The organism is Amaricoccus sp. W119, from assembly GCF_047275745.1.
In the GTDB taxonomy this organism is placed as follows: Bacteria; Pseudomonadota; Alphaproteobacteria; order Rhodobacterales; family Rhodobacteraceae; genus Amaricoccus.
Map to the genome: position 1 here is coordinate 326,615 of NZ_JBKQWU010000001.1, position 20,965 is coordinate 347,579.

The window sequence follows — 20,965 nt, forward strand, 5'->3', positions numbered from 1 at the left end:
GGGCTTCGTTCCACGAGGATAGCGCCATGGAACCCACCATGCGAACCCGCGTCGCCCGCCTCCACGCGGCCAGGGACCTGAGGGTCGAGGAACAGGAGGTCGCGCCGCCCGGCCCCGGCGAGGTGCTGGTGCGGATGGCGGCCGGCGGCATCTGCGGCTCGGACCTGCACTACTATCACGACGGCGGCTTCGGGCCCGTGCGGGTCAGCGAGCCGATCATCGCCGGCCACGAGGGCTCGGGACGCGTCGCCGAGACGGGTCCGGGCGTGGAGGGGCTGGCGCCCGGCACGCTCGTCGCGGTGAACCCGTCCCAGCCCTGCGGCGCCTGCGAATACTGCCGGAGGGACATGCCGATCCATTGTCTCGAAATGCGCTTCATCGGCTCGGCCATGCGGATGCCGCATGAACAGGGGATGTTCCGCGATCTCTTCGTCGTGCCCGCCGCGCAGCTCCACCCCTTCCCCGCCGAGGCGACCGAGGCCGAGGCCGCCTGCTCCGAACCGCTCGCCGTCTGCCTGCACGCGGTCGCGCGGGCGCGGGAACTCGCGGGCGATCTCGCGGGCCTTCGCATCATGGTGATGGGCGCGGGGCCCATCGGCCTCCTGGTTCTCGCGGCCGCGCGCCACGCCAGCGCGCGGGACATCATCGTGACCGACCTGACCGACGCCGCGCTTGCCCGCGCGCGCGACATGGGCGCCAGCGAGACGGTCAACGTCGCGGACAAGGCCGAGGCGCTGGAACCTCTCACCGCCGACAAGGGACGGATCGATCTGATCTTCGATTGCTCGGCGGCGGCGCCCGCGCTCCGGAGCGCCTTCGCGCTCATCCGTCCGCGCGGCACGATCCTACAGGTCGGCGTGACCGGCGACATGACCTTCCCGCTGAACGCGCTGGTCGGCAAGGAGATCACCTGGCGCGGCACGCAGCGGTTCGAGCAGGCCGAATTCGCCGAGGCCGCGCGGCTGATCGGCGGGCGCGAGATCGACGTGCGCCCGATCATCAGCCACAGCCTGCCGCTCGAAAAGGCGCGCGAAGCCTTCGAACTGGCGCTGGACCGGAGCCTGGCCTGCAAGGTGCAACTGACATTCGCCGGGGAGGAACAGCGATGAAAGCCCTGATCTGCGAGGAGCCCGGGCGGCTCGCCCTGATCTCATGCTCGGAACCCGTCCGCGCCTCGGGGGAAGTGCTGGTCCGTATCCGCCATGTCGGCATCTGCGGCACGGATTTCCACATCTTCGGCGGCAAGCATCCGTTCCTCGAATATCCGCGCGTCATGGGTCATGAGCTCTCCGGCACGGTCGAGGAAGCGCCGGAGGGCAGCGAATTCAGGCCCGGCGATCCGGTCTATATCGTGCCCTACCTCTCCTGCGGGACATGCCAGGCCTGCCGGATCGGTCTGACCAACGCCTGCCGCGACATCAACGTTCTGGGCGTGCACCGCGACGGCGGCATGGCCGAGCTTCTCTCCGTGCCCGAAGCGAATGTGGTGCCGACCGGAGACATCGATCTGCGCGACGGCGCGATGATCGAGTTCCTCGCCATCGGCGCGCACGGGGTGAAGCGCGGCGCGATCGCGGCGCGCGACCGGGTGCTGGTGACCGGCGCGGGACCGATCGGCATGTCGGCGACGATCTTCGCCAAGGCGCGTGGCGCGCATGTCACCGTCATGGACATGCGCGAGGATCGCCTCGCCTTCGCCCGCGACGGGCTCGGCGCCGACGGCATCCTGATCGCCGATGGCGAGGCGGAGGCCAACGCGGAGCGCATGACCGGCGGCGAGTGGTTCGACGTGGTGATCGACGCGACCGGCGCCGCCCAGCCGATCGAGCGCGGCTTCGGCTTCCTCGCGCATGGCGCGCGCTATGTCCTGCTCTCGGTCGTGCGGCAGGACATCCGCTTCTCGGACCCCGAGTTCCACAAGCGCGAGGCGACGCTGATCGCAAGCCGCAATGCCCAGCCCGACGATTTCGCCGAGGTCGTGGCGCAGATGCGGGCGGGACGCGTGCCCACGCGGGCGCTCAACACCCATCGCGGCGACCTGTCGGACGGCGTGGCCCTGTTCCAGGACTGGTCGCGTCCCGAGGCCGGCGTCATCAAGGCCATTCTCGACCTCTGAGCGGATCGCGCGACGCGGGCGGCGCCGGCCTCAGGAAGCGGGCTCGACCTTCGGCGTCGGGCGTTCGCCCGGCCAGATCTTCGCGCGCGTCCGCTCGACGATGAAATCGACGAAATGCCGGACCTTCGGGTCCTGCAGCTTGCGGTGGGGATAGAGGCAGCCGAGAACCGCCGGCTGCGGCGGCGTCTCGGGCAGGACCTCAACGAGCGCGCCACTGGCGAGATGATGGGCGACATCGAACCGGCTCTTCATCGCGATCCCCCGCCCGGCGAGCGCCCAGTCTGTCAGGATGTCGCCATCGTCGGCGTCGTATTTGCCCGACACTTCGAGCCTCCGCGGCCCATCGGGCGTCTGGAGCACCCAGAAATACTCCGGCGAGCGCGGAAACCGGAGCAGCAGGCAGTTGTGGCCGCCGGAGATCAGATCCTCCGGGCTTCGCGGCGTGCCGCGCGCCGCGAGATAGGCGGGCGCGGTGACCAGAACCCGGTCGCAATCGGCGATCTTGCGGAGCTTGAGGTTGGAATCCTTCGGATTGCCGAGAAAGATCGCCACGTCCAGCGAATCCCCCAGAATATCCACGGTCCGATCCGAGAGCCGCATCCGAACCTCGGTCTCCGGATGCGCGTCCACGAATTCGGGCACGAGCGGCGCGATGATCCTCCGGCCGAGCCCGAGCGGCGCGGTCACGTGCAACGTCCCCCGAGGCGTGTCGGAGTAGTTGGCCACCATCGCCTCGGCCCGGTCGATGGTCTCGAGCACCTGAACCGCCTCGTGATAGAAGACCCGGCCCACCTCGGTCGGTGCGATGGAGCGGGTCGTGCGGTTGAAGAGCCGGACGCCGAGCCGCTCCTCGAGCTCCCTGATCCGGTTGCTCGCGACCGCCGGCGTCAGCCGCAGTTCACGGCCGCCCTGGGTGATGCTGCCGACCTCGACCACCCGGGCGAAAACGCGTAGGCTTTCGATATATGGCATGAGCCGGGCTCCTCATCTCGCGCGCCAACCGCCTCCTCGCTGATCACACGATCGCAGATTGCGCGGGGATTATACATGCGACGTATAAATTCTTTCAGATCCGGCTCGGTATTCAGCGCCGTCCCTGCCGCGGTATCCTACTCTCGATCTGAACGTGCCTGTGACACAGCCGATGGAGAGAGCCATGCAACACCGCGCAACGATCCGGTTCCGGCTGAATGACGAGGATGTCGAACTCGGCCGCGTCGCCGCCTCCGACACGCTCCTCGATCATCTGCGGCTCGCGAAGCGCCTGACCGGGACCAAGGAAGGCTGCGCCGAGGGCGATTGCGGCGCCTGTACCGTGCTGGTCGGCCGCCTCCTGAACGGCGTGCTGCGCTACGAGAACGTCAACGCCTGCATCCGTTTTCTCGCCTCGCTCGACGGCTGCCATGTCGTCACCGTGGAGCATCTCTCGGCCCGGAACGGCGAGCTGCATCCGGTGCAGAAGGCGATGGTCGACTATCACGGCAGCCAGTGCGGCTTCTGCACGCCGGGGTTCGTCATGTCGCTCTACGCGCTCTGGATGGAGCATCCGCGGCCGAGCGAGGATCAGATCCTGACCGCGCTGCAGGGCAATCTCTGCCGCTGCACCGGCTACGAGCCGATCATCCGCGCCGCGATGGCGATCAGCGCCCATGGCACACCGGCCGACGACTGGCTGACGCGGGAGCGCGCGCGGACGACCGAGGCGCTGGCCCGGATGCGCGACGGGCGCCGTGTGGTGACCGGGCCGGAGGGCGATCGCGCGATCCTGCCGGCGGATGTCGACGATCTGGCGGAGTTCCTCGCCGGGACGCCGGAGGCGACCATCGTCGCGGGTGCGACCGATGTCGGGCTCTGGGTCACGAAATTCCTGCGCCCGATCGGCCCGGCGGTCTTCATCGGCCATCTCGACGGGCTGAAGGCGATCGAGGTCGCCAAGGACTCGGTTACCATCGGCGCGGGCGTCACCTATTCGGAATTCGAGCCGGTCATCGTCGAGCATTTCCCGCATCTCGCGCCCTACTGGAACCGGATCGCCGGCTGGCAGGTACGCAACATGGGCACGATCGGCGGCAATATCGCCAACGGCTCGCCGATCGGCGACACGCCCTCGGCGCTGATCGCGCTCCGCGCGCGCATCACGCTCCGCCTGGGCGCGAAGCGGCGCGAATTGGAGCTCGAGGATTTCTTCATCGAATACGGCAAGCAGGATCGTGCGAAGGGCGAGATCGTGGAGAGCATCACCATCCCCCTGCCCCGCCCGGACGAGTATCACGCCGCCTACAAGATCTCGAAGCGGCGCGACGAGGACATCTCCTCGGTCGCCGCCGGGATCGCGGTGACGGTGGCGGATGGCGTCATCGGCGACGTGCGGATCGCCTTCGGCGGCATGGCCGGGACGCCGAAACGGGCGGCGGGCGCCGAGGCGGCGCTCCGGGGCCAGCCCTTCGCGCGCGAGAGTTTCGAGGCGGCCGCGGAGGCGCTCGGGGCGGATTTCCAGCCGCTCACCGACTGGCGTGCCACTTCCGCCTACCGGATGCTCGCGGCGCGGAACCTGCTCCGCCGCTTCCACCTCGAACATGACACCACCATTACCGCTCAGGTGCGGCTCAGCGCGTGAGGCAAGAGAAGATGAACAAGATCGAAGCCATCCGGGGCGCCGTTCATTCCGGGCTCGCACATGACAGCGCGATCAAGCATGTCACCGGTCGCGCGGAATACTGCGACGACATCGCCGAGCCCGCCGGCACGCTGCACGCCTATTTCGGGGTCTCCTCGATCGCGCATGGCCGGCTGCTCTCCATGGACCTCTCCGGGGTCCGCGCCGCGCCCGGCGTCGTCGGCGTGCTGACGGCCGAGGACATCCCCGGCCACAACGACATCAGCCCCGTCGGGCGTCACGACGATCCGGTCTTCCCGACCGAGACGGTGGAATATCACGGCCAGCCGCTCTTCGCGGTCGTGGCCGAGACCCGCGACGCCGCGCGCCGCGCCGCCGAACTGGCGAAGGTCGATTACGAGGCGCTGCCGCATGTGACCGACGCCGTGGCGGCGATCGAAGCCGGCTATCCGCATGTCACCCCGCCGCTCAAGCTGGAGCGCGGCGACATCGCCCAGGGCCGCGCCGCCGCCCCGCGCCGGATTCAGGCCCGGATGGTCGTCGGTGGGCAGGATCACATGTATCTCGAAGGCCAGATCTCCTTCGCCATCCCCGGCGAGGACGACGAAGTGACAGTCCACTGCTCAACCCAGCACCCGAGCGAGGCCCAGCACATGGTCGCCCATGTGCTCGGTGTGCCGTCGAACGCGGTCACGGTCAACGTTCGCCGGATGGGCGGCGGCTTCGGCGGCAAGGAAAGCCAGATGAACATCTTCGCCTGCGTCGCGGCGCTGGCGGCGAAGCGGTACAACCGGCCGGTGAAGATGCGGCCCGATCGCGATCAGGACATGACCGCGACCGGCAAGCGCCACGATTTCGTCATAGACTACGATGTCGCCTTCGACGACGAAGGCCGGATCGAGGCGGTCGAGGGCGAGTTCGCCGCGCGCTGCGGCTTCTCCGCCGATCTTTCCGGTCCGGTGACGGACCGCGCCCTGTTCCACGCCGACAATGCCTATTTCTACCCGCATGTGCGCCTCACCAGCCGGCCGATGAAGACCAATACGGTCTCGAACACCGCCTTCCGCGGCTTCGGAGGACCGCAGGGAGTCATCGCAGCGGAACGCATGATCGAGGAGATCGCCTACGACCTCGGCCGCGATCCACTCGACATCCGCAAGGCCAATTTCTACGGCGAGGAGGGCCGCGACCTCACACCCTATCACCAGCGGGTGGAGGACAATGTCATCGGCCGGGTCGTTGACGAGCTGGAGGCGAGCGCCGATTACCGGGCTCGCCGCGAGGCGATCATCGCGGAGAATGCGAAGGGCGGCGTGATCCGCCGCGGCATCGCGCTCACGCCGGTCAAGTTCGGGATCTCCTTCACCGCCACGCATTACAACCAGGCGGGCTCGCTGATCCATGTCTACAACGATGGCTCGATCCATCTGAACCACGGCGGCACCGAGATGGGCCAGGGGCTCAATACCAAGGTGGCGCAGGTGGTCGCGGATGCGTTCCAGGTCGATATCGACCGGATTCGGATCACGAAGACGACGACCGAGAAGGTGCCGAACACCTCCGCCACGGCGGCCTCTTCCGGCACCGACCTGAACGGCATGGCGGCGCGCGACGCGGCCGAGCAGATCAAGGCGCGTCTGGTCGATTTCGCGGCCGAGAAGTGGCAGGCCGAACCCTCGGAGATCCGGTTCATCCCGAACGCGGTCCAGATCCGCGACGAGATCGTCCCCTTCAACGATTTCGTCAAGCTCGCCTACATGGCGCGGGTCCATCTCTCGGCGGCCGGCTTCTACAAGACGCCGAAGATCCACTGGGACCGCGCCTCGGGCCGCGGGCGGCCGTTCTACTACTACGCCTATGGCGCTGCCTGTTCCGAGGTTTCGGTCGATACGCTGACGGGCGAATATCAGGTCGATCGCACCGATGTCCTCCACGACGTCGGCCGCTCTCTCAATCCCGATCTCGACAAGGGCCAGGTCGAAGGCGCCTTCGTGCAGGGCATGGGCTGGCTCACCACCGAGGAGCTCTGGTGGGACGACAAGGGCCGTCTCCGCACCCACGCGCCCTCGACCTACAAGATCCCGCTCGCCTCGGACCGGCCGCGCGTCTTCAACGTCGATCTCGTGACCTGGAACGAGAACCGCGAGAACTCGATCAAGCGGTCCAAGGCCGTCGGCGAGCCGCCCTTCATGCTCGGCATCTCGGTCTTCGAGGCGCTGTCGATGGCGGTCGCGAGCACGGCGGGTTACGCCGTCTGCCCGCGGCTCGACGCTCCTGCCACGCCCGAGCGCGTGCTGATGGCGATCGAACGCCTTCGGGCGGAGGGGTCGAAAGGACAGCGGCCGTGACCCGGCACGGGCTGGAGCGCTTCTTCGCGCGCCATGCCGACACCGTCCGCGTGCTCGTGACGCGCGTCCGGGGCTCGGCCCCGCGCGACGAGGGAACGGAGATGTACGTCGCGCGCGACGGGCTGTTCGGGACCATCGGCGGCGGCCAGCTCGAATACATCGTCATCGACGAGGCGCGGGCGCTGCTGGCAAGGGGCCGGGACAAGGCCGATCTCGACGTGCCGCTCGGGCCGGAAATCGGCCAGTGCTGCGGCGGCCGGGTCGAGATCGCGCTCACGCGGATGAGCGCGGAGGACCGGCGCGACGCCCTCGCCGCGGAAGACGCGTCCGAGAAGGCGCTGCCCGAACTCAGGATCTTCGGCGCGGGCCATGTCGGCCGCGCGCTCGCGAATCTGACCCAGCACCTGCCGGTCCGCACGATGCTCGTTGACACCCGGCGCGAGGAACTCGACCTCTGCGAGGCCGAGGTCGAGACGCGGCTCTCCGCGATCCCGGAGGCGGAGGTCGAATCCGCTCCGCCCGGAACCGTCTTCGTCGTCGCAACGCATGACCACGGGCTCGATTTCCTCATCACCGCCGCCGCGCTCCAGCGGGCCGACGCCGCCTATGTCGGGCTCATCGGCTCGAAGTCGAAGCGCGCGAAATTCTCGAAATGGTGCCGCGAGGTCTGCGACGGCCTCCGGATCGGCGGTCTGACCTGCCCGATCGGCGCCGCCGGCACCGCGGACAAACGACCCGCGGTCATAGCCGCCTTCGTCGCCGCCGAACTCATGGCGGCGCTGACGACCAATGCCCCCGCCAGCGCGCGGCTCCGCCGCGAGCGGGGATCGGGAACGGTAACGACAGTTCGGCGCCACTGACAGGCGCTCCAATCGATAACAGGGAGGGAACCCGTCAATGAACACGGGAAGCTATACCTATAGGCTGTTCTCACGCAGCGATTTCAGCGCCTTCTGGGCGCTTTTCACCGACAATCTCATCAACCTCATCGTCCTTTCCGGCATCTGTCAGTTCGTCTTCCAGATGCCGGCTGAAATCGTTTATGGACGCATCGTGCCCGGCGCCGCGGTTGCGATCATCGCCGGCGTCGCGGTCTATGCCTGGCTCGCCAAGCGCACCGCCGAGCGCGAGGGCCGCGACGTGACGGCCCTGCCCTATGGCATCTCCACCCCGGTCATGTTCGTCTATCTCTTCGGCGTGATCGGCCCGATCTACTGGTCGACGCAGGACGCGGTCCTCGCCTGGCAGGTCGGGATCGGCGCGGGCTTCATGGGTGGTATCGTCGCCGCGATGGGCGCGCTCGTCGGCCCGTGGCTGAAGCGCGTGACGCCGCGCGCGGGCATGCTCGGCACGCTCTGCGGCATCGCGCTGGTCTTCATCGGGACGGTGCCGCTCGCGATAATCTTCGAGGACCCCTTCGTCGGCTTCGCCTCGATGATCATCATCCTCTGGGGCCTGATCGGGCGCTTCCGGCTGCCCTTCGACATCCCCGCCGGCCTGCTCGCCCTCGTCATCGGCACCGCGGTCGCCTTCTCGCTCGGCAAGGCGTCGATCAGCTTCGAAGGCGTCGGCTTCTACCCGCCGCTGCCCTATGTCGGCGACCTTATCGCGGGTATCCAGCATCTCTTCGCCAATCCGGAACTCTTCCTCGTCCTGGTCCCGGTGCAGATCTACAACTTCATCGAGACGATGAACAACGTCGAGAGCGCGGAGGCGGTCGGCGACAAGTACCCGGTCGGGCTTTGCCAGGTCACCGATGGCGTGGGCACGATGATCGGCGCAGTCTTCGGCTCGCCCTTCCCGACCACGGCCTATATCGGCCACCCGGCCTACAAGCGGATGGGCGCCCACGCGGGCTATGTGATCGGGGTCGGCACGATCATCCCGGCCGCGGCCTTCTTCGGCCTCCTCGCCTTCCTCAACAACCTGATCCCGGTGGCCGCGGCCGCGCCCGTCCTGGTCTTCGTCGCGCTGAGCCTCATCACCAACACCGCCCATTCGATCAGGACCGAGCACATGGCCGCCGTGACCATCGCGATGATGCCGCATGTGTCGAGCTTCCTCGTCACCAAATGGGGCTCGCTCATGGGCGCGCTCGCCGCGAGCGGGGTCGAGGGGCTGCCGAGCCTCGGCGATCCGGCCCTGACCGCCGCGATGCTCCAGCAGGGCGCGCATTACCAGGGGCATCTGGCGCTCAGCCAGGGCGCGATCCTGACCGGGCTGATCTGGGGTGCGATCGTCGCCAGCACCATCGACGGCAACTTCCGCAACGCCGCCGGCTTCGCCCTCGCCGCCGCGCTCATGTCCTCGGTCGGCATCATCCACGCCGCGAGCCTGCAGGTTCCGACGCTGGGGCCGGTCTCCGGGGGCTATCTGATCGCCGCGGGCTTCCTGTTCTTCTACCCGATGTTCCATGCCGGGAAAGAACTGGAGAACCGCAAGGTCGTCGTCGAGGAACCGTCCATCGCGCCGGGCGCGTGACCCCCATCCGGGGCGGGCGCGGCGCCCGTCGCGCGCGCCCCGGATACCTAAATCAGGGACAAGACAGACATGACCGAGACCCGAACCCTCATCCGCGGCCGGCTTCTGACCTTCACCGGCGAACCGGCGGACGACCGCGACAAGGACGCCTACCTTTATCTGGAGGACGGCGCCCTGCTCGTCGAGGACGGCCTGATCACCGCGCTCGGCACCCATGACGAGCTGAAGGAGCGCGCCGAGGGTGCCCAGGTCGCCGATCATCGCCCACATCTCGTGATGGCGGGCTTCATCGACACGCATATCCACTTCCCGCAGGTCCAGGTCATCGCCTCCTGGGGCGCGCAGCTCCTCGACTGGCTCAACAACTACACCTTCCCCGAGGAGACCCGCTTCGCCGATCCCGCCCATGCCGAACGCATGGCCGGCGCCTTCTACGACCTGATCCTCTCGCATGGCACCACGACGGCGGTCGCCTATTGCTCGGTTCACAAGGGCTCGGCGGAGGCCTATTTCGAGGAAGCCGCGCGGCGCGACATGCGCATGATCGGCGGCAAGGTCATGATGGACCGCAACGCTCCCGAGGCACTGACCGACACGCCCCAGGCGGGCTATGACGATTCGAAGGCGCTGATCGAGAAGTGGCACGGGCGGGACCGCGCGCTCTATACGATCACGCCGCGTTTCGCCATCACCTCGACGCCCGAACAGCTCGAAGCCGCCGGCGCGCTGGCCGCCGAATATCCCGACTGCCACATCCAGACGCATCTCTCGGAGAACCGCGACGAGATCGCCTTCACGGCGCGGCTGTACCCGGATTGCCCCGACTATCTCGGCGTCTACGAACGCTACGGGCTCGTCGGCCCGAAGACGCTGCTCGGCCATGCGATCCATCTCGAGCCGCGCGAGATCTCGCTTCTGGCCGAGAGCCGGGCGAAGCCGGTCTTCTGCCCGACATCGAACCTCTTTCTCGGCAGCGGGCTCTTCGACGACGAAGGGCTGCGCGGCCGCGGGATCGAGAACGCCATCGCAACGGACGTCGGCGGCGGGACCAGCTATTCGATGCTGGGAACGCTGAACGAGGGCTACAAGATCCTGCAGCTTCGCGGCCAGAAGCTGCACCCGTTGCGCGCCTTCCACTGGATCACGCGCGGCAACGCCGTGGCGCTGGGGCTGGAGGACAGGATCGGGACGCTCGATCCCGGCACCGAGGCCGATATCGTCGTGCTTGACGCCCGGGCGACGGAGGCGATGGCGCTCCGCATGGAGCGCGCGGAGACGCTGTCGGAGGAGCTCTTCATCCTGCAGATCATGGGCGACGACCGCGCCGTGGCGGAGGTCTATGTCGCCGGTCAGCCGCGGTTGCGCCGCGGCTGACCATTCAGTTGAGCATTCGGGCGCCTGCCCCCCGTCACATCATGTCCGGGGGGCGAGGCGTTCACTTCAGTCCGGGCGTACCGTCGAACTTCTTCTCGAGCTGATCCCAGACCTCGATGTACTCCTCCTGCATCGGCGCTTCCTTCGCGGCGAAATGGGTCAGGTGCTGCGGGAACCGGGTCTCGAACATGAAGGACATGGTGTTGTCGAGCTTCTCGGCCTTCAGCTCACCGTTCGAGGCACCCTCGAAGGCGTCGCGGTCGGGACCATGCGGCAGCATGCAGTTGTGCAGCGAGATTCCGCCCGGCGCGAACCCCTGCGGCTTCGCATCATAGACGCCGTAGATGTTGCCCATGAGCTCGGACATGATGTTCTTGTGGTACCAGGGCGGGCGGAACGAATGCTCGGCCACCATCCAGCGCTCGCGGAACAGCACGAAGTCGATATTGGCCGTCCCCTCCTGCCCCGAGGGCGCGGTCAGCACGGTGAAGATCGACGGATCGGGATGGTCGAACAGGATCGCGCCGACCGGGGAATAGGTCCGGAGATCATACTTGTAGGCGCAATAGTTGCCATGCCACGCCACCACGTCGAGCGGCGAATGGTCGATCCAGGTCTCGTGGAACTGGCCGCACCACTTGATGACGACGCGGGAGCGGGTTTCCTTGTCCTCGAAGGCGGCCACGGGGCTCTTGAAGTCGCGCGGGTTCGCCATGCAGTTGGCGCCGATCGGCCCCCTGCCCGGCAGGTCGAACTTCTGGCCGTAGTTCTCGCAGACGAAGCCGCGGGCCGGGCCTTCCAGCACCTCGACGCGGTAGACGAGGCCGCGCGGAATGATCGCGATCTCCTTCGGCTCGAGGTCGATGATGCCAAGCTCGGTGCAGAAGCGAAGCCGGCCTTCCTGCGGCACGACGAGCAACTCGCTGTCGGCCGAGAAGAAGTACTCGTCTTCCATCGAGCGGGTGATCAGATAGACATGGCTCGCCATGCCGACCTGGGTGTTGACGTCGCCCGCCGTGGTGATCGTGCGCATCCCCGTGATCCAGGTCAGGTCCTCGTCGGGCACCGGGACCGGGTCCCAGCGGTACTGGCCGAGGCTGATCACGTTCTCGAGGATGTTCGGCGCGGTCTTCCAGTAAGGCACGTCGATCGGGCTGAACCGGCCGGTGTGATGCACCGAGGGCCGGATGCGATAGCACCAGGTCCGCTCGTTCTGGCCGCGCGGCGCCGTGAAGGCGGTACCGGAAAGCTGCTCGGCATAGAGGCCGTATTCGCATTTCTGCGGGCTGTTCTGCCCCTGCGGCAGCGCGCCCGGCAGCGCCTCGGTCTCGAAGTCATTGCCGAAGCCCGGCATGTAGCCTTCGACGGTGCCAGCGGTGATGGCCGCGCGGACCATACCGCTCGGAAGGTCGTGGGTCGTCAATTCCAAATCCTCCATCAGATGATTCATTGCTGTTGCAACGAATATACCGTTGCGAACGCAACGATGTCAAGCGCCATGCGGGCTTCACGTCGCTTTTTTGTTGCGATCGCAATGAAATCCTGTTGATCTGACAAGCGGAGGACCCGCCATGCCGTTCAATCTGGACGATTTTCTGCCATACCGCCTGTCCGTCGCCGCCGCGCGGGTGAGCCGGCGGTTCGCCGAACTCTACTCGGCGGAGGCGGGGCTGACGGTGCCGGAATGGCGCGTGCTCGCGCATCTCAGCCAGGCGGGCGCGGTCAGCGTGCGTGACATTCACGCCCAGGTGCATCTCGACAAGTCCATCGTCAGCCGGGCGGCGTCGCGGCTGACGGAGGTGGGATTGATCGGCAAATCCGGCCATGAGACCGACCGACGGCTGATCGTGCTGGAACTGACGCCGGAGGGCCAGGCGCTGATGGAGCGGCTGAGCCGGATCGCGGGCGAGTTTCAGGCCGAGCTGGTGTCGGAACTTGGCGACGACGCGGCCGCGATCGACCGGGGCCTCCGCAAGCTCACCGCCGGCGCGGTCTGAACCTTCATTCCGCTGGCTCGCCCGGTGCGTCGGGGGGACGCGGGAAGGCCGCGCCATGCCCGGCCTCGGGCCGGGTGACGGCGGCGATCGCCCGGTCGAGGGCCGAGATCCCCCGTTCCAGTGCCTCGCGGTCGGCGGCGGGCATCGCCGCGAAAATCTCCTCCGCCCGCGCCTCGACCTGGCCGAAAGCGCGGAGGAAGAGACCGCGCCCGGTCTCGGTGATCGCATAATCGCGCAACCTCCGGTCCGAGCCGAGCACCTCCCGCGTGATCAGGTTCTTGGCTTCCAGCCGCGAAGCCGCGCGGCTCACCTGCACCTTGTCGAGCGTGGTGCGCTGCGCGAGCTGCGACGAGTTGAGGCTGCCGGCGTCCTCCAGCAGGAACAGAAGCCGCCATTCCTCGCGCGAGAGCCCGTATTCGCGCCCGTAGACCGCCACGAGCTGACGCGAGAAGGCCTCGGCCACCACGGCGAGGCGATAGGGAAAGAAGGTCTCGATATGCATCCGGTGTTTCCGTCTGCGATGCGGCCGTCCCCCGCGGGGGGTGGTCAACCGGCCCGATTCAAGCGTACCGGGGCGGCCACGAACGGCCGCCCCGGGATCATCATGCGACCAGATAGAGCGAGATCACCGGCAAGCCTATGATCAGCCCGAGGCGTACGATATCGGCGACCCAGAAGGCGAAGACACCGCGGAAGATCGTCCCCAGCGGCACGTCCGGCAGGACGGAGCGCAGCACGAAGACGTTCATGCCGATCGGCGGCGTGATCAGGCTGATCTCCGTCACGACGACGACGATGATGGCGAACCAGATCAGCGCCGCTTCCGGGTCGCTCAGGATCTCCAGTCCGAAATCGAGATCGGCGATCACCGGGTAGAAGACCGGCACCGTCAGCAGGATCATCGACAGGCTTTCGAGAAAGCAGCCGAGCACCATGTAGATCAGAACGATCAGGAGAAGCACCGCCCAGGGCGACAGGCCGAGATCCTCGACCATGCTCGACAGGCTGTCGGGCAGGCCCGCGAAGGTCACGAAATTGCTGAAGATCTCCGCTCCGATGATGATGACGAAGATCATCGCCGAGGCGGTCGCGCTGTCGAGGAAGGCGGTCCAGAGCGCTTCGCGCGTCAGCCCGCCGGTCGCGAAGGCGATGAGGAGCGCCGCCGCCGCGCCCATGCCCGCCGCCTCGATCGGCGTGAAGAAGCCGCCGTAGATCCCCGCCATGATGAAGACGAAGAGACCCAGCACCGCGACCACGCTGACCGCGTCGCGCCGCGTCATCGGATGGGTCTCCCCGACCTTCGGCGCGAGCTCCGGCCGGAGCCGCACGGCGACCATCACGGCCAGCAGGTAGCCGACGATCCCGAGGATGCCGGGAATGATCCCGGCGAGGAACAGCTTGCCGATATCGGCCTCGGTGAGCAGGCCGAAGATGATCAGCACCACCGAGGGCGGGATCAGGATGCCGAGCGTGCCGCCTGCGGCGATGGCCCCGGTCGCGAGGCTGTCGGAATAGCCGAAGCGCCGCATCGAGGGCATCGTGACCTTGGACATGGTGGCCGCCGTCGCGAGCGATGAGCCGCAGACCGCGGAGAAGCCGCCGCAGGAGAGGATGGTCGCCATGGCGAGCCCGCCGCGCATCCGCCCGAAGATCCGGTCGGCGGCGGCGAAAAGCCCCTGCGCGATCCCCGACCCGGCCAGCACATTGCCCATGAAGATGAAGAGCGGCACCACGGAGAGCGAATAGTTGAGCCCGGTCTCGAAGACCGCGTTGCCGACCATGGAGCCCGCCGGCCCCCAGCCGCGCAGCAGCCCGAAGCCGACCCCGCCGACGATGGCCATCGCGAAGGCGATCGGCACGCGCACGAAGACGAGCGCGAGAAGGATGACGAGGGCGATCAGTGAAATGGTCATTTTTCCTCCCGCCGCGCGATCATGATCACGGCCGAGACCAGGCAGGCCGCCGCCGCGATGAAGGCGAGCGGCGCCATCGGCACCGCGAGCGATGCGCTGCGGGTACCCTCCTCCAGTTGCGTCATGCCGATGAGGACGAGCCTCCAGCCGAAATAGCCGAGCACCACCGCCGAGACCGCGCCGGCGATCCGTCCGAGCAGGCGCTGGAGCGGTCGCGGGAACAGATGAAGCGCGAGATCGACCTCGACATGACCGCCATCGGCGCTGGTCAGCGGCAGCGCGATGAAGACCAGCGCCGCCAGCAGGATCTGGGTCAGCTCATAGGCGGCGCCGAAGGGCCGGTTCATCGCGTAGCGTCCGATCACATCGACGCAGGTCACCGCGATCAGGAGCACGATCAGGACCGCGGCGATGGTCGCGAGCGCGCGGTACCAGCCGGCGTCGCGATGCGGCACGCGGCCCGGAATCATGTCCGGGGCCGCGCCTTCGCCATCTGGCGAGCGGCCGGAACCGCTCATTCGGCCCCATCCCCGGCGGAACCGGCGATCTCGACCCCGGTGGCCTGACGGAACGCCGCGAGCGCGGCGGCGCCGTCGAACCCTTCGCCGAGGCTTTCGGACCAGGCTCCTTCGAGCTTCGACGCGGACTCGCCCAGCGCGGCGACGACCTCGTCGGGCGCGGCATAGAAGTCGATCGCATCGCCGATCTCTTCCTTCGCGGCGACGTCGGCATCGTTCCACGCCTTGCCCACGCGTTCGGCGAAGGCCTCGCCCGAGATCGCGTCGATGGCCGCGCGATCTTCCTCCGAGAGGCTCTCCCACCGGTCCTCGTTGATGACGAAGAACCAGGTGGTGTTGTAGATGCCGCCGGGCACCGTCATCGAATACTTGACGTAATCGGTGAGATTGAAGGCGGTGACCGCCTCGTAGGTGAAGGCGACCCCGTCGATCACGCCGCGCGACAGCTTCTCGTAGACCTCGGGCGAGGACATGAAGAGCGGCGTCGCGCCAAGGCTCGATACCAGATCGGCGACATAGCCGCCCGGCACGCGAACCTTCAGCCCCTGCATGTCGGCGGTCGATTCGATCTTGCGGACATTGTTGTGCAGAAGCCCGGGCCCATGCATGAAGAGGCCGAGCAGATGCGTGCCTTCATGTTCGGAGGCCGCGTCCAGATCGCCGCCGTAGACGTTCCAGTAAGCCTTGGAATTGGCGATCGCGTCGTCGCCGAGGAAGCTGAACTGGCCGAGGCGCGCGCGTGCGAAACGGTCGTCCTCGGTGAAGGAGTGCAGGCCGTAGGTGATGTCGGCGATCCCGTCGCGCGCCATGTCGAAATGCGCGGGCGGGCTGCCGAGCGGCTTGCCCATGATCCGCACGGTGACCCGGCCCTCGGTCACCTTCTCGACCTCCTCGGCCCAGGGTTCGAAGGCGTTGACGACGATCGGATGCTTCGGCGGCAACCAGGACGACATGATGAGTTCTTCCGCCAAGCCGGGCGCGGCCGAGGCCAGCAGGCCGGCGAGGGCAAGCTTCCAGGTTTTCATGACATCTCTCCCTAAGTTTCTTGGTATTTCTTCTACGGCTTGAAATTATCCGGGTGCGCGGCGGCGAAGGCTGCGACAGGTTGGCACGCGCGCGCGACGGCCGTGATGCGCGGCAGATCGGCGTAGGAGACGCCCCATCTGTCGGCGTTGTAGAGCTGCGGGATCAGCGCGCAGTCGGCGATGCCCGGTGTGTCGCCGTGGCAGAACCCTCCGGTAAAGCCCGGATGGTCCAGCATCGCCTCGACCGCGCGAAGCCCCGCGGCGATGTTGTCGGTGTTCCAGTTCGCCCGCGCCTCGCGCCCGGCCAGCGCCTCGACCCGCGCCAGAACGGAGAGGTTGGAGATCGGATGGATCTCGCAGGCGACCGCGAGCGCCAGCGCGCGGACATGCGCGCGCGCCGCCGGATCGGACGGGAGCAATGGTGCCCCCGGCCTCGTCTCGTCGAGATATTCGATGATCGCGAGCGATTGCGTCATCACCAGCCCGTCGATCGCGAGCGCCGGCACGAGCCCCTGCCGGTTCAGCGCGAGATGCGCCTCCGACCGCTGCTCGCCCGCGACCAGATCGACGGAGACTCGATCATAGTCGATGCCCTTGAGGGCGAGCGCGATCCGCACGCGATACGACGCGGAGGATCGCCAGTAGTCGCGCAGCACGATTCCGCGCGCCTCGGGCCCCTGTTCCGGCATCGTCATTCCTCCGCCGGCAGGACCTGGCCGACGCAGGGGCCGAAGCCCACGCGGTAGCCGTCGCCCTCGGCGAAGGCGTAGAGCCCGACCTCGTCGCCGTCCTCGATGAAGGTCCGGCTCTCGCCGTTCACCGTGACCGCGGTCTTGCCGTTCTCGGTCATTTCCAGGAGCGCGCCGGTCTGATCGCGCGCCGGACCGGAGATCGTGCCCGAGCCGAGCATGTCGCCAACACGCATCGGGCAGCCCGAGGAGGTGTGATGCGCGAGCTGCTGCGCGCTCGAATAGTACATGACGTTGTAGTTGGTCCGCGCCATGGTCTGGCCGTTCATCGTCCAGCCGATGCGGAGATCGTAGAGGCCCGGACGCTCCTCGCGCAGATAGGGCAGCAGCGGGTTCGCGCGCTCTGCGCCTTCGGAACGGAAGGGCTCGAGCGCGGCCTGCGTCACGATCCAGGAGCTGATGGTCGTGCCGAGCGCCTTCGACTGGAACGGGCCGAGCGGCTGGTATTCCCAGGCCTGAACATCGCGCGCCGACCAGTCGTTGAGCAGGACATAGCCGAAGATCATCTGCTCGGCTTCCTCGACGCTGACCCGGTCGCCCATGGCCGTGTCGGCCCCGACGATCGCGCCAAGCTCAAGCTCCAGATCGAGACGGCGGCAGGGAGCCCAGACCGGGCCGTCCTCGCCCCTGAGCTGGCCCATCGGCCGGCGGATCGGCGTGCCCGAGACCACCACGGAGGAGGCACGGCCGTTGTAGCCGATGGGCATGTGGGTCCACTGCGCGGGCAGCGCGTTCTCGGGCCCGCGGAACAGCACGCCGACGTTGAAGGCGTGGTTCTTCGAGGCGTAGAAGTCGGTGTATTCGGTGACCCGGATCGGCAGGTGCGAGGTGGCATCGGCCATCGCGATCAGGGGCAGCGGCTCTTCCGCCCCTTCCGCGAGCAGTTCGGTCAGCCGGTTTCTGATCTCGTCCCATTTCGCCCGGCCGAGCGCGATGAAACCGTTGAGACGCGGCTCGGCGAAGGTTCCGCCGGCGTCGAGCAGGCCGCGCGCCTCGCATTCGGCGAGATCGACGATCATGTCGCCGATGGCGACGCCACAGCGCGGCGCGCTGTCGGCCGTCGAGAACACGCCATAGGGCAGGTTCTGGATCGGAAATTCACAAGCTGGGTCGTTCGCAGCCGCAATCCGGCTCCGCAACGGCATCTCCACCGCCGGCATCATGTGCCTCCTCGTAGATCGGGTTCCTCGGGTCTGGCCCGTGCGCCTTGTCGCGGACGGGCACGCGTTCTCGCGTCGAGACCCTGTCTACATCGGTATCGTTTCATTTGCAACCATTATCCCGCGCCTTGGATCGGCCGCGTCGTTTTGACGCCCAAGTGCCGGAGGCGGTCGACCGGGCCGGGTCCGGACCCCAGCCCTCATACATCCGCGCGGGTCCCTATCGGGCGATCTCGGCGTCCCGCGCTTCGAGCCTCGCCTCGGCGCGAAGGTCGGTCGCCGAGAACCCGGCCCAGATCGTGAAGCCGCCAGCCTCCACACGCCACCCGCCCGTCCCGGTATCGAAGAAGGCGAAGGCGCGCTGGCCGAGATCGAAGTCGAGCCCGCGGGCCTCTCCCGGCTCCAGCGTGACCCTGGCGAAGGCTTTCAACTCGCGTTCGGGCCGCGGCACCGAAGCCTCGTCGTCGCCGACATAGATCTGGATGACGGTCGAGCCCGCGCGGGCGCCGGTGTTCCTGACCGTCAGTGTCACCTTCGCCCCGGCCTCCGTCGCCTCGGCGGCGAGGTCGCCCAGTTCGAAGCTCGTGTAGCCGAGGCCGTGGCCGAAAGGGAACAACGGCACGATCCCCGCCCGATCGTAATGCCGGTGGCCGATGAAGACCCCCTCGGCGTAACGGACCTTGCCCGCGACGCCCGGATAGATCTCCGGATCGTTGGCATGCGTCGGATTGTCCCGCCAGACCTTCGGGAAGGTCTGGGGCAGGCGCCCGCCGGGTTCGGCATCGCCGAGCAACACGTCGGCGATGGCATTGCCCGCCTCCTGTCCAGGGTACCACGCCTGCAGGATCGCCGGGACGCGATCGGCCCAGGGCATCTCGACCGGCCCCCCGGTCTGCAGCACGACGACGGTATTCGGATTGGCGGCCAGCACCGCCTCGACCAGTTCGTCCTGCCGGCCGGGCAGCGCGATCCCCTGCAGATCCGACCCTTCGGTATCCCACTCGCCCGATCGGCCGACGAAGACCAGCGCGGTCTCCGCCGCGCCGGCGACGCGGGCGGCCTCGGCGATCGCCGCGTCGCCGAGCGGGCGCGACACGCCGAAGCGGAGGCCGGAGACCACGAGATTGTCGCTCCGCCGGGTGGTGAACTCGACCATGATCTCGACCTCGCGGCCCTCGGTCAGATCCATCGTCCCGGTGACCTCGTCGCAGCCTTCCTCGAAGAAGGTCCGCCCCTTGGTCCAACCGTCCCGGCAATCTACCACGAGCTCTCCGTCGACGAAGAGACGCGCGTAGCCCGCGCTGTGCAGGCCGAAGCTGTGGGGGCCGGTCTCGCGCGCCCTGTACCGGCCCGCGAGCCGCGCCGAGAACCGCGCGGCGGGGACGGCGCCGCCTGCGACGGGCTCGATCCAGAAGGTCTCGGAGGTGTCGATCGTCTCGGTGGCGGCCACCGGTCCCGACAGGTCGTCGCCGGCGCGGTATTCGACCGTGAAAGGCCCGGCGATCGCCGGCTCGAAACGGTGGTTCGAACAGCCGGAGGCGTGGACCAGCGCCGCCTCGCCGAGCCGCGCGGCGAGCCCGTCCCAGGGCGAGACCCGGTAATGCGGGTTGAGCTGCGCCGAGCCGCCGCCCATGATCCGCGCGACCTTGGCATTCGGACCGATCACCGCGACCTTTCCGGTCCCGGCCAGCGGCAGGACGCCTTCGTTCCTGAGCTGCACGGCCCCCGCCGCGCCCGCCCGGCGGATCAGCGCCTGATGCTCGGGCCGGTTCTCGGCGCGCTCCTCGAACGGCGCCTCGTCCCGGAGCGCCCCGACCCGCTCCATCAGGCGCAGCACGTTGAGCGCTCGCTCGCGCACGGTCTCGCGGCCGACCTCGCCCGCCTCCACGGCGGCGACGAGCTTCGCCCCCCGGTCCCGCGTCGGTCCCGGCATCTCGAGGTCGAGCCCCGCGTTCACGGTCGGCGCGGTCGAGCGGGAGCCGAACCAGTCCGACATCACCGCGCCGTCATAGCCCCAGTCGCCCCGGAGCACCTCGCCGAGCAGCCAGGCGTTCTCCGCCGAATAGGTGCCGTTGAGCTTGTTGTAGGAGGTCATGACCCCCCAGGTGCCGCCCTCCTTGACCGCCGCCTCGAAGGGGCGGAGGTAGACCTCGCGGAGCGCGCGTTCGTCGATCTCCGAGTCGATCGTGGTGCGCTCGATCTCGGATTCGTTGCCCGCGAAATGCTTGACCGTGGCCGAGACGCCCCCGGCCTGCATCCCGCGGATATAGGCCGCCGTCAGCGCGGCGGAGAGTTCGGGGTCCTCCGAGAAGCATTCGAAGTTCCGGCCGTTGGTCACGCTGCGCTGGATGTTGACGGTAGGGGCGAGCGAGACATGCGCGCCCTTGGATTTCACCTCCTCGGCCAGCGCGCCGCCGATCTCGGCGACGAGCTCCGGATCCCAGGTCGCGCCGAGCGCGATGCCGACCGGAAAGGCCGCGGCCGTCACCCCGCCGACCAGCGAGCCGGAGCCCCGCGCCCCGTTCGGGCCGTCCGTCACCCTGAGCCTGCCGATCCCGAGCCTCGGCACGGCGGCGACGGACCAGAAATCCTCGCCCGACAGGATCGAGACCTGCTCCTCCAGCGTCATCTGATCGACGAGTTCCTCAACCGATGGCCGCGTCATGC

General features: G+C 68.0%; 17 protein-coding genes. 8 read left to right on the top strand and 9 right to left on the bottom strand.

The window, feature by feature from the left end:
* Positions 1-26: 26 nt before the first annotated feature.
* Together ACLJK8_RS01515 and ACLJK8_RS01520 are read left to right on the top strand one after the other, a co-directional pair.
* Positions 27-1,109, top strand: coding sequence for an L-idonate 5-dehydrogenase (locus ACLJK8_RS01515; RefSeq protein WP_413148191.1), 1,083 nt, complete (start codon positions 27-29; stop codon positions 1,107-1,109).
* The gene (locus ACLJK8_RS01520) at positions 1,106-2,116 is read left to right on the top strand and encodes a zinc-binding alcohol dehydrogenase family protein (protein ID WP_413148192.1); all 1,011 of its coding nucleotides are present in this window, start codon (positions 1,106-1,108) and stop codon (positions 2,114-2,116) included. The genes ACLJK8_RS01515 and ACLJK8_RS01520 overlap by 4 nt, the downstream gene beginning before the upstream one ends.
* Positions 2,117-2,146: 30 nt before the next feature.
* Here ACLJK8_RS01520 and ACLJK8_RS01525 read toward each other — a convergent pair whose 3' ends face one another.
* Positions 2,147-3,088: a LysR family transcriptional regulator gene (locus tag ACLJK8_RS01525; RefSeq protein ID WP_413148194.1), complete on the bottom strand. Its 942-nt coding sequence runs from the start codon at positions 3,086-3,088 to the stop codon at positions 2,147-2,149.
* A 184-nt stretch (positions 3,089-3,272) separates the two neighbouring features.
* On the opposite strand from ACLJK8_RS01525, the gene xdhA reads away from it, so the two are divergent.
* From xdhA to guaD, 5 genes are all read left to right on the top strand, one after another.
* A complete protein-coding gene (gene xdhA, locus ACLJK8_RS01530; protein ID WP_413148197.1) occupies positions 3,273-4,733 on the top strand; it encodes a xanthine dehydrogenase small subunit in 1,461 nt (486 codons plus the stop codon).
* Between the two features lie 11 nt (positions 4,734-4,744).
* Entirely contained in the window at positions 4,745-7,081 is a 2,337-nt protein-coding gene (gene xdhB, locus ACLJK8_RS01535; protein WP_413148198.1) for a xanthine dehydrogenase molybdopterin binding subunit, read from the top strand.
* Complete coding sequence (xdhC, locus tag ACLJK8_RS01540; protein WP_413148200.1) at positions 7,078-7,941, top strand: xanthine dehydrogenase accessory protein XdhC; 864 nt, start codon at positions 7,078-7,080, stop codon at positions 7,939-7,941. Before xdhB ends, xdhC begins: the two co-directional genes overlap by 4 nt.
* A gap of 37 nt (positions 7,942-7,978) precedes the next feature.
* Positions 7,979-9,562: a xanthine/uracil/vitamin C permease gene (locus ACLJK8_RS01545; protein WP_413148202.1), complete on the top strand. Its 1,584-nt coding sequence runs from the start codon at positions 7,979-7,981 to the stop codon at positions 9,560-9,562.
* A gap of 69 nt (positions 9,563-9,631) precedes the next feature.
* On the top strand, positions 9,632-10,936 hold the full coding sequence (guaD, locus tag ACLJK8_RS01550; RefSeq protein WP_413148204.1) for a guanine deaminase: 1,305 nt from the start codon (positions 9,632-9,634) through the stop codon (positions 10,934-10,936).
* A gap of 61 nt (positions 10,937-10,997) precedes the next feature.
* On the opposite strand, the gene hmgA is transcribed toward guaD, so the two are convergent.
* Positions 10,998-12,359 (bottom strand): homogentisate 1,2-dioxygenase, encoded by a 1,362-nt coding sequence (gene hmgA / locus ACLJK8_RS01555; RefSeq protein ID WP_413148205.1) that lies wholly within the window; start codon positions 12,357-12,359, stop codon positions 10,998-11,000.
* A 148-nt stretch (positions 12,360-12,507) separates the two neighbouring features.
* Here hmgA and ACLJK8_RS01560 point away from each other — a divergent pair, with 148 nt between their 5' ends.
* Positions 12,508-12,933 carry a MarR family winged helix-turn-helix transcriptional regulator gene (locus ACLJK8_RS01560; protein WP_413148206.1) on the top strand — a complete coding sequence of 142 codons (426 nt, stop codon included), beginning with the start codon at positions 12,508-12,510 and terminating at the stop codon, positions 12,931-12,933.
* Positions 12,934-12,937: 4 nt separating this feature from the next.
* Here ACLJK8_RS01560 and ACLJK8_RS01565 read toward each other — a convergent pair whose 3' ends face one another.
* From ACLJK8_RS01565 to ACLJK8_RS01595, 7 genes are all read right to left on the bottom strand, one after another.
* Positions 12,938-13,435, bottom strand: coding sequence for a MarR family winged helix-turn-helix transcriptional regulator (locus tag ACLJK8_RS01565; RefSeq protein WP_413148207.1), 498 nt, complete (start codon positions 13,433-13,435; stop codon positions 12,938-12,940).
* 100 nt (positions 13,436-13,535) lie between these two features.
* Positions 13,536-14,846: a TRAP transporter large permease gene (locus tag ACLJK8_RS01570; RefSeq protein WP_413148208.1), complete on the bottom strand. Its 1,311-nt coding sequence runs from the start codon at positions 14,844-14,846 to the stop codon at positions 13,536-13,538.
* Complete coding sequence (locus ACLJK8_RS01575) at positions 14,843-15,364, bottom strand: TRAP transporter small permease (protein WP_413148209.1); 522 nt, start codon at positions 15,362-15,364, stop codon at positions 14,843-14,845. Before ACLJK8_RS01575 ends, ACLJK8_RS01570 begins: the two co-directional genes overlap by 4 nt.
* Positions 15,361-16,389 (bottom strand): TRAP transporter substrate-binding protein, encoded by a 1,029-nt coding sequence (locus tag ACLJK8_RS01580; RefSeq protein WP_413148211.1) that lies wholly within the window; start codon positions 16,387-16,389, stop codon positions 15,361-15,363. The genes ACLJK8_RS01575 and ACLJK8_RS01580 overlap by 4 nt, the downstream gene beginning before the upstream one ends.
* 32 nt (positions 16,390-16,421) lie before the next feature.
* Entirely contained in the window at positions 16,422-17,078 is a 657-nt protein-coding gene (gene maiA, locus ACLJK8_RS01585; RefSeq protein ID WP_413148212.1) for a maleylacetoacetate isomerase, read from the bottom strand.
* A gap of 2 nt (positions 17,079-17,080) precedes the next feature.
* Positions 17,081-18,283, bottom strand: a complete 1,203-nt coding sequence (gene fahA, locus ACLJK8_RS01590) for a fumarylacetoacetase (protein ID WP_413148268.1) — start codon at positions 18,281-18,283, stop codon at positions 17,081-17,083.
* A gap of 235 nt (positions 18,284-18,518) precedes the next feature.
* Positions 18,519-20,963, bottom strand: a complete 2,445-nt coding sequence (locus tag ACLJK8_RS01595; protein ID WP_413148213.1) for a beta-glucosidase H — start codon at positions 20,961-20,963, stop codon at positions 18,519-18,521.
* Positions 20,964-20,965: the final 2 nt, after the last annotated feature.